Genomic DNA, 10,198 nt, shown 5'->3' with positions numbered 1-10,198 from the left:
ACAAAAACCGGCAAGATCCAGGATGTATCTGTTGAATATCATGTGAGTTTAGAAGCCCATAAGGCAACACGTCTGCCTGATATTTTAACTAATTCAGCGGATTATATGGAATTGTGGAATGAAGCAAATAAACGGTCGGGTAAATCCCAATATTTTACACAGGAAGAAATAAACGCTTTTAGGAATAACCCGGACGATCCGGTTAATTATCCCAATTTCAACTGGGTAGATTATATTTTTAAAACTGCATTTGTACACAATCATCATCTTGGTATAAGTGGGGGGAACGAGAAGACTTCTTTTAATTTAGCATTGGGTTACCTGGATCAGGGGGGTATCGTAGATTTATATGACTTCAAAAGGTATAATTTACTGCTATCTGTTGATACAAAAGTAACAGATTGGTTTACTTTGGGAGGAAACATCCAGGGTATGAGAAGGGATATTACCCAAGATGTGCAAGGTGCCCATAATGAGGCTTATTTTGTGATGCATGCTTTTGGGCCGGGCCCGAATTACACACCGACAATGACATTACCGGATGGCTCAACAGGTTACGTCGCAAGATACAGTTCTTCCATCGCCGAGTGGACAGTGAGAAATCCTGCTTCCATCATAGCGCAAGGTTCGAATGTCACCAATAATTATAATGTAAGGCCGCAGATTTATGCAAATGTGAAGCTGACCAATAATTTGAACTGGCAGACTAAAGGTGCATTTAACTTCAATTATAATTTCCAGAAGAACCACGAACATGCCGTTAGCAATTATTACTTTAAAGATGGATCGTATGCGCATGATGGTGCGGTATGGAATCTGGGAGTAAGAGATAATATATGGACTTCAAACCTGACCACCCTTTATTCAACACTGGATTATAATAATACATTTAACTCTATTCATAACTTGGGCGTTTTAGTCGGCTACAACCAGGAGTCGTATCTTTACAGAACGCTTGCAGGATCAAGAATGTATTTCCCGACGGACAATCTGAAAGAATTAAACGCGGGTTCATCATTGAACCAATCCACATCGGGTACTGCTTCTGAATGGGCTATACAATCGTTATTCGGACGGATCACTTACGATTATAAGAATAAGTATTTATTTGAGGCGAACGCGCGATACGATGGGACTTCCCGGATTGCACCCGATACCCGTTGGGGATTTTTTCCATCTGCGTCCGCTGCCTGGAGAATTTCAGAAGAATCATTTATGAAAGAAACGTCGTGGCTGGATGACCTGAAGTTCAGGGCATCGTGGGGAAAGTTGGGAAATCAGAATGTGGGTACCTATCCATATCAGGACGTCTTGTCAACCACCTCGTACGCATTCGATGATTTGGAATCGGGCGTAAGATTGACAAGGCTTGTTGACAAAAAACTGAAATGGGAAACAACTACCATCACTGACTTCGGTCTGGATCTCAATATAAAAAACGGATTATTCTCTCTGACTGCCGACTGGTACAATAAATTTACCGATGGTATTCTATATGGTATTCCGGTACCTGCCAGTATAGGATTATCCGCTCCGACCGTGAATGGGGGACAGATGAAAAACACCGGCTGGGATTTTGAGTTGGGACACCGGAACAACGTCGGAAAAGTCCGGTACAATGCATCCCTGAATTTCTCCACCTATAAAAATGAAGTAGTAAAAATTATAAGCCCTTCATACGGGACAACTACAGTCCAGGAAGGCCTTCCTTATGGTTCGTATTATTTAATTGAATGGGATGGAATCTTCCAGAATCAACAAGAGATTGATAATAGCCCGAGGCATCCATTTGGTCCCAAGCCAGGAGATTTAAAATACAAAGACCAGTTGACTGTTGATACCAATAACGACGGGGTCCCGGATGCAGGTGATGGTGTCATTAACGCTGAAGACCGGGTCGTAGTTGATGGCGCATATCCGAAGTTTTATTACGGAGGATCTATCGATGTTTTTTGGAAGAACTTTGACATTTCTGTTTTTTTCCAGGGCATAGAAGGAATTAAAAATTATCTTGGAGGAACGCATGCCGGATGGGGATTTACCCCTTACACGCAAGGTTCGCCCCCAACAAAAGATTTTGTTAAAAACAGATGGACCGGAGAAGGTTCAACAAACAAATATCCTGCCATATTCGAATCTACTTATCAGCCAATTATGGGCACTGCTTCCACATATTGGTTACACGATGCTTCTTATTTTCGCTTGAAAAACCTAAGAATCGGGTATAACATACCACAGCACATTAGTGGAAAGATAGGTCTGAAAAATGCCCAGGTGTATTTCTCGGGCGATAACTTGTTTACGATTACAAGCTATCCGGGTGCAGATCCTGAAAGGTCAGGCTTGACAACTCAATATAGCGTATATCCCCAACTAACGACTTATGCATTTGGTATTAAAATAAAACTTTAATTCATGATATTATGTTAAAAATGAAATATATGAAATTTATTGCCGTTGGAATTATAGCATTGATATCTTTGTCGTGTTCCGATTTTCTTGACAAAAATCCACTTAATCAGATATCCAGTGAAACTTTCTGGCAGAATGAACAAGAAGCAAAAATGGCACTTACCGGTGTATATTCAAGGCTTCGAGCCTTCACTTTTACCCATAAAGATACCGAATTTGATATTATGGCAGGCGATGTGTGTGGAAACCAGGGGCATTCAATTATAAATATTGCACAAGGAAATATTGAACCCAATTCAGGCGGAATTGTAAGTTATATTTACTCAAATTGCTATGCCGGAATTAGTTCTTGTAATTTTTTTCTTGAAAATATTGAAAAAACTCCTATAAGTACAGAAACATTGAATGTATATAAAGGAGAAGTATGTTTTCTGAGGGCTCTCTTTTATTTCACCCTCACTGAACATTATGGCGGAGTCCCGCTTTATACAAGCCCTGTTACCATTGAAGAAGCAAAAGTTAAACAGAGCACAAAGGAAGAAGTTGTAAACCAGATACTTTCAGACCTGGATTTTGCAATCGCAAATTTGCCTGATAAAACTTACTCAAGTGGGCATGCAGTGAAAGGCTCGGCAATGACGCTGAAAGCAAAAGTCTTACTACATAATCAAAAATGGCAGGAATCGGCTGAAATTGCAGATCGAATAATACGCGATGGGAAATTTAGTCTATATAACGACTTTCGGAATTTATTCTTATCCAGTGGGCAGAAAAATAATCCTGAAATCATTTTTTCAACCAGGTATTTAAATCCGGATATATATAGTGATCTGGATATCAGGTGGTCGTGGCATGCTGTAGTTGAACCCCGACAAGAATTAGTGGATGCATATGAATGTGCCGACGGAAAACCCATAGACATATCTCCATTATATGATCCTTCGAACTGGAGGTTAAACCGTGACCCAAGACTGTTGATGACAATAAAAGCGTTTGAAGATTCGGTTTACAATTCTGCCGGGCAGAAAGTCGGGTTTAATTACAATGCCGTTTCTGCAACAGGTTACAGTCCGGTAAAATATTGCAATTGGGATGCATTGCCAATCAATTATAGTACCCAAAGCGATCAGGATTGGATACTTTTAAGATATGCAGATGTATTATTAATGTATGCAGAAGCCAGAAATGAAGTAAGTGGCCCCGACGCTTCTGTTTATGACGCAATTAATAAAGTCAGAGACAGGGTCAACATGCCGCAGCTACCCACGGGGTTATCAAAAGATGAAATGAGAAAGCGGATAAGAAACGAAAGACGGGTTGAATTTGCGTTAGAAGGAATAAGGTGGGGTGACATAAAAAGATGGAAAACAGCGGAAACCTATATCCCAACGCTTGTAGATCCGGGCGGAAAAAGAAGGCAATTTGATCCGTCAAAACATTATTTATTACCTTTTCCACAAAGTGAAATGGATGTGAATGATAATCTCGTCCAAAATCCCGGATACAATTAATTCTGATTTGAACTAACAATAGTAAATAATAACAACGATAGCTCAACAAGATCCTAAAGATTAACAATGATTTTTTAATTAAATAAAGACTTGTTGAGCTATTTATTCTTCAAACCTATTCAGATATGATGAAAAAAAGGTTTATTTTCTATTTTTTTGTTGTAATGATTTTCATAAGTTGTGCAGAAGCATATACTGGAAAATCAATAAATTCCTCTATAAACAAATATAATGTTGTCTGGACTTCTCCTTCCCCTGATCACTCCGGCTCAATGCCCGTAGGAAATGGAGAAATCGGATTGAACGTATGGGTAGAACAAACAGGGGATATATGTTTTTACATTGGTAAAACCGACTCATGGGGTGATAACGGGAGATTGCTGAAAGTAGGAAAGGTCAGAATTAAAACTGAACCTCAAATTATTTTTGATGATTGCGATTTTAAACAAGAACTAGACTTGTTGAGCGGTAAAATTATCATCACCTCTCAGGGAAATTTGCAGGGGAAAAAGCACAATATAGGTGTTTCAGTTTGGGTCGATGCCAACAACCCGGTTATTTATGTGGATTCCCACGGTGACACACCGGTCCAGTTCAGTGCGAACATGGAATCTTGGAGAACCGAACCTTATGATTTACCTGAAGTAAGTGCAAGTGACTTACTGGAAAACCGCTCCAAGCCGGGTCTCTTAAATGAGCGTGTAATTGTTGAGCCTGATCAGGTAATAGATGGAAACAACCATTATATTGGCTGGCTGCACCATAACAAAAAATCGGTTGGATTTGATATTACCAACGAACTGCAAGGCCTATCAGGCTTTTTTGAGACAGACCCTATCCTTCATCGCACTTTTGGCGCAATTATTAAAGGGACAAAAGGCGAAAAAGTCAGTGATTACGAACTGCGGACGTCTACATCAAAAGATGCAAGAGTTGAAATATATGTTTTGACAAAACATCCTTCCCTGCCCGAAGAATGGCAAAATGAAATAGAGGTGTTATCCAGGGAAATCGCTTCGAAATCATTTAGGGAAAGAGACAAGAAACATAAGGAATGGTGGGTTCAATTCTGGGATAGAAGCTGGATGGATGCCACGAATAATGAAGTTTCAAACCCTGATGATAGCAGTGCATTCTTCGTATCAAGGGGGTATGCGCTTCAAAGATTTATCACAGCATCGGCAGGAAGAGGAAATTATCCGATTAAATTCAATGGGTCAATTTTCACAGTACCCGCGGAAGGAACCTCCGGAGACCCCGACTATCGCCGTTGGGGGCCTGGATATTGGTGGCAGAACACCCGGCTGCCCTATATCAGTTTGAATACTTCAGGAGATTTTGATCTTATCCAACCTTTTTTTAAGATGTATGCGGATGATATTTATAATCTGTGTAAATACAGAACCAATAAGTATTTCAATTTTGAGGGTGCCTATTTCCCTGAATGCATGTATTTCTGGGGATCTTGTTTTACAAATGATTATGGTTGGATAAAAATGGAAGAGCGTGCAGATAAGCTGCAGGATAGCAGATGGCATAAATGGGAATGGGTAGCAGGGCCGGAGTTAGTTCATATGATGCTCGATTATTATGACTTCTTATCCGATCAGGTTTTCTTAAAAGAGAAAATAATTCCGGTTGCCAATGATGTAATGAAGTTTTTTGACAACTATTATAAAATAAATGAAGAAGGAAAATGGGTTATGAATCCTTCCCAGGCTTTGGAAACCTGGTGGGACTGTACTGATCCTTTGCCTGAAATTGCAGGCTTAAGGAACATAACTCAACGACTCTTACAGCTTCCTGACTCAGAAATTAAAAGGACAAATATCGATTTTTGGGAGACAATCAAAAACAGAATACCCGATATTCCGGTTCATGAAACAGAATTAGGAACAACACTTGCTCCGGCTCGAATTTTTAGTAATAAAAGGAATGTTGAAAATCCCGAACTATATGCAATCTTTCCTTTTAGGCTTTATTCGATAGACAAACCTAATATCGATTGGGCAATGAACGCATTAAAACTACGATCCGATAAAGGAAATTCGGGTTGGCGACAAGATGATATTTTTATGGCCTATCTGGGACTGACCGACCAGGCAAAAGACAATATAGTGGCCAGGGCAACAACTTTTGATAAAAACTCCAGGTTCCCGGCCTTTTGGGGTCCTAACTACGATTGGGTTCCCGATCAGGATCACGGGGGAGTATTGATGAAAGCATTCCAGTCAATGTTATTGCAAACTGATTTATATTCTGATAAAATTTACCTGTTACCGGCATGGCCTGAAGAATGGGATATCAATTTTAAACTACATGCTCCCCAAAACACTATAATTACGGGGAAAGTGGTAAAAGGTGAGATAAAGTCATTAGAAGTGACGCCTGCCTCAAGAAAAGATGATATTATTATCTGCTCTCCCTATAATTAAAAAAATGTAGTTATTGACAATTAAAAAATTCAACAAGAATGAGAAATTTATTGTTTTTTTTCTTTTTCTTTTTATTAAACACTTTTTGTCCTGCCCAAAAGAGTTTATCCTCCTATCAAAGAGCAAAGTTACATGCAATTGAAATACAAAAGCCGGCTACAAATTTCTTCGAAGGTGCGTTGTTGGGCAATGGAGGTATGGGAGCAGTTGTCACTACACGACCTGATGGGGTACTTGTACACTTTGGGCATAACAATGTTTGGGATATCAGAGTATCCGAAAATAACAAGGCTAAAATAGGAACCTTTAATGAAGTTTTTAATAAGATAAAGTTAATTCCCGATACTTTGAAATTACTTACTGAAGATAAATGGTATCTTGAATATAGTAATATGACACAGGAAAATTATAGAAAACCCTATCCGCGTCCTTTCCCTTGTGGCTCTCTATTATTAGGATTTGACAGAAGAAAGGCCGAATTATTAGGTCATAAGTTAGATGTTTCTAATGGAATGTGTGAAGTTTATATCTTGGTTGCAAATGGAGATAGTGTTACTCTCCAGCTTTTTATAGATATGTCAGAAGATAAACTGTTGATTCGTTTAGTGGACCAAGATAATAATTTATATCGGAATATATTTGACCGAGTAAGGCTAATTCCAGATCCTGAGACACCGACTGAGTTTCCAAAATTTAAAATTCAAGAAAACCTTGATCTGGGCTATGTGTCTTTTTTGCAAATTCTACCATTCGAAGAGCCTGAAAACTATAATAAAGAAATAAGGCATCCTAAAGACAAATTCTTTAGATTATCAGGATACCTTTATTCAACTTTGGAAAAAACAAAAAAAATAAACTGGAGTGGAGTTTTACAAGATATGAATCCTTTGGAAGTCTCTTTTCCAAAAGAGGACGGATTTCTGCTGGGGTGTGTTTCATTAGAAGAAGGATTATATTCTGATTTAAACACTGTCGATAATACAGTCGTCAAAATAAATGATACGGATTTTGATAATAAATTTCTAAAAAACAATCTTGTTTGGGAAGAATATTGGAAAAAATCTGGCGTTTTTATAAATGATGATTTTTTAGAGCAGATATGGTATCGCAATCTCTATTTTTTTAATTGCGCAGTTAAAAAGGGAGTCAGCACACCCGGGCTTTTTGCGAATTGGAGTTATAGGAATATAGGCACTGCGTGGCATGGGGATTATCATATGAATTATAATACGCAACAACCCTTTTGGTTAACCTACTCGAGTAATCATCTTGATAAGAATCTTTCTTATGTTGAATTGATTGAATTTTTAATGAATATAAGTAAAAAATGGGCAGAAGAATATTATAATTTACCCGGAGCCTTTTTTCCCCATAGCGCATATCCAGTAGAAATGAGTATCAATCCATATCCTGTTCCTACATGGGGCTGGCAAGTTAGTGAAACTCCATGGGCAGTACAGGGATTATGGTGGCACTACCTTTATAGTGGAGATGTCGATTTTCTTAAGAACAGGGCATTTGAACCTATTAAAGCTGCAGTAGAATTTTTAGTGGCTTATATGAAAAGGCCTGTAGCTCGTGGAAATCAATGGGGTGACAATAATTATCACATTTTTTCAACCGTGCCTCCGGAATTATATGGATTACGCCCCGGATTTAAGAACAACTATGATTGCAATGTTGATCTTTCTCTGACCAAATTTATTTTTAAAGCTTTTATTGAGGCGGCAAATATTTTAGATAAGAATCTTCAGGAGAAAAAACTAATTGACGATATTAATGATATATTATTAAATTATCCGGAATATCCCACAGCCATTTCTGAGGAATATGGAGAAGTTCTTGTTTCAACACCAAGTGAACTCAGTAACGTTGTTTATAATGTGCCACTACCTCTGTTTGCAGTTTTTCCAGGTGAAGATCATGAGTTTTATACAAAGCCTGAATCTGTGGATATAGTAAGAAACTCTTTTAGAAACCAACAAAATGAAGGAGGAAACGACCTCATCATGTTAAATTTTCAAGCAGCACGTATTGGAATGCTTGATTTGGATAAATTTAAAAGACAAATATCTTATTGTTTATTGCCTAATGGTACTGCTTCTGACAGAGTTTTGCAAGTAAACGGAAGATATAATGACTTGAGCAATTATGGGTACATGGACAATATGGGAATATGGTTTGAAAATTTTGCATTACCTGCTGTAATAAATGAATGTCTGTTACAAAGCTATAATAATAATTTAATAAAATTATTCCCAAATTGGTCTAAGAATATTGATGCTGAATTTCATACCCTTAGGACAAAAGGAGGTTTTCTAATCAGCGCTTCTTTAAAAGATGGAATGATAGAATATGTTGAGATTATAAGTGAAGTCGGAGGAAGTATTCAAGTAGAATTACCATGGATTATAAATAAAAAACTTTCTCTTGATAAAAACTCTCATACGTCAATAATGGAGATGCATGACAAGACTATTAATTTACAAACTGAAAAGGGTGATGTAATAAGTATACGAATATTGAAGTAATTACATAATAAAAGATGAAAAATGAAAATTCTGTACAAAAGAAATAGAGATGAAACGAATTATTATTTATGCGAATTAGTATTTAAAAAATTAGACATACAATACGAATATATGAATTCCATTATCCTTAAAGCTGCATGTTGTGCTTTTTTTATTCTAAGTATATCATGCGAAGTAACAAAGAAAACAGCAATTGTTCCATCGTCTAGCGTTATGTACATGGATAGTCCTGCTGACTCTTGGTATGAAGGAACTCCTGTAGGAAACGGACGTATGGGTGCAATGATATATGGTGGAGTAAAAGTGGACACCATACGAACTAACGATGACACCTTTTGGAGCGGTGAACCCAGAGATTTGCAAAGACCGGGCACACATAAGCACTTACCCGAAATCAGACAGTTATTGCTCGAAGAGAAAACCGAAGAAGCACAAAATTTGATTAATAAACATCTTTTAGGTCCCTGGAACCAAAATTACATGCCTTTGGCTGATATTTTGCTTAACTGGTCCATGACGGGAGATGTTTCCAATTATCGAAGAGAGCTGGATTTAAACAGAGGCGTCTTAACTCTAACTTATACTCAAAATGGGATAAATTACAAACGTGAATTATTTGCATCGTTCCCCGATCAGGTAATTGTAATGCGCATCACTTCTGATAAAAAAAACTCAATTGGGTTTACTGTAGGTTTAGAAAGCCAAATAAGGCATACAGCAAGAATTGAGAAAAATCAAGTCATAATTAACGGACAAGCTCCATGTCATACAGATCCTAATTATACGGGTGTGCATCCACCTGTTTATGAAGACGAAAAAGGAACGCGTTTTGAATGCAGACTCATGGTTACAGAATCTGATGGCAAAATCACCGCTAAAGAAAATAAATTGCAAGTAGATGAGGCATCTTCCGTAACGCTAATTTATGCAGCAGCAACCAGTTTCAATGGCTTCGATAAGGATCCTTACAAAGAAGGTAAGAATGAAAAGGCCATTTGTGAGCAATATATTAAAAAAGCAGGAGCAAAGAAATATTCGGTGTTGTACAAAGCGCATTTGAAAGACTATGCAGAATTGTTTGGACGTGTAAGTATCAATCTTGGTGATTCTCCGGAGTCATTGTTGCCCATAAACAAACGGATAGCCCAATACAAACCGGGTAATGATCCTTCTCTTACAGCTCTCTATTTTCAATTTGGCCGTTATTTGCTGATTTCGTGTTCTCGTGAGGGTTCACAACCCTCCAATCTTCAGGGAATATGGAATCAAGACATGCAGCCTGCATGGAGCGCAAACTGGACTATTAACT

5 protein-coding genes are annotated in these 10,198 nt (G+C 38.0%); all 5 read left to right on the top strand.

Annotated elements, in window-relative coordinates; genetic code table 11:
• Window positions 1-2,412, top strand: a 2,412-nt coding sequence (locus Q0502_RS13415; protein ID WP_298651559.1) for a SusC/RagA family TonB-linked outer membrane protein, incomplete at its 5' end; no start/stop codon positions are given.
• Between the two features lie 29 nt (window positions 2,413-2,441).
• Entirely contained in the window at window positions 2,442-3,923 is a 1,482-nt protein-coding gene (locus Q0502_RS13410) for a RagB/SusD family nutrient uptake outer membrane protein (RefSeq protein WP_298651556.1), read from the top strand.
• Window positions 3,924-4,048: 125 nt separating this feature from the next.
• A complete protein-coding gene (locus Q0502_RS13405; RefSeq protein WP_366521801.1) occupies window positions 4,049-6,358 on the top strand; it encodes a DUF5703 domain-containing protein in 2,310 nt (769 codons plus the stop codon).
• 38 nt (window positions 6,359-6,396) lie between these two features.
• Window positions 6,397-8,889 carry a glycoside hydrolase N-terminal domain-containing protein gene (locus Q0502_RS13400; protein WP_298651554.1) on the top strand — a complete coding sequence of 831 codons (2,493 nt, stop codon included), beginning with the start codon at window positions 6,397-6,399 and terminating at the stop codon, window positions 8,887-8,889.
• Between the two features lie 21 nt (window positions 8,890-8,910).
• Window positions 8,911-10,198: glycoside hydrolase family 95 protein (locus tag Q0502_RS13395; protein ID WP_298651552.1), on the top strand; the 1,288-nt coding region annotated here is incomplete at its 3' end.

The sequence above is a fragment of the uncultured Proteiniphilum sp. genome (assembly GCF_937873925.1).
Classification (GTDB): domain Bacteria; phylum Bacteroidota; class Bacteroidia; order Bacteroidales; family Dysgonomonadaceae; genus Proteiniphilum.
The sequence above is the reverse complement of the archived record's forward strand: the minus strand, read 5'-3'. Positions and strand labels throughout refer to the sequence as shown.

Coding starts and splice junctions, on each gene's coding strand:
- Q0502_RS13410 (WP_298651556.1), top strand. CDS start 2,442: ATGAAATTTATTGCCGTTGGAATTATAGCATTGATATCTTTGTCGTGT.
- Q0502_RS13400 (WP_298651554.1), top strand. CDS start 6,397: ATGAGAAATTTATTGTTTTTTTTCTTTTTCTTTTTATTAAACACTTTT.
- Q0502_RS13405 (WP_366521801.1), top strand. CDS start 4,049: ATGATGAAAAAAAGGTTTATTTTCTATTTTTTTGTTGTAATGATTTTC.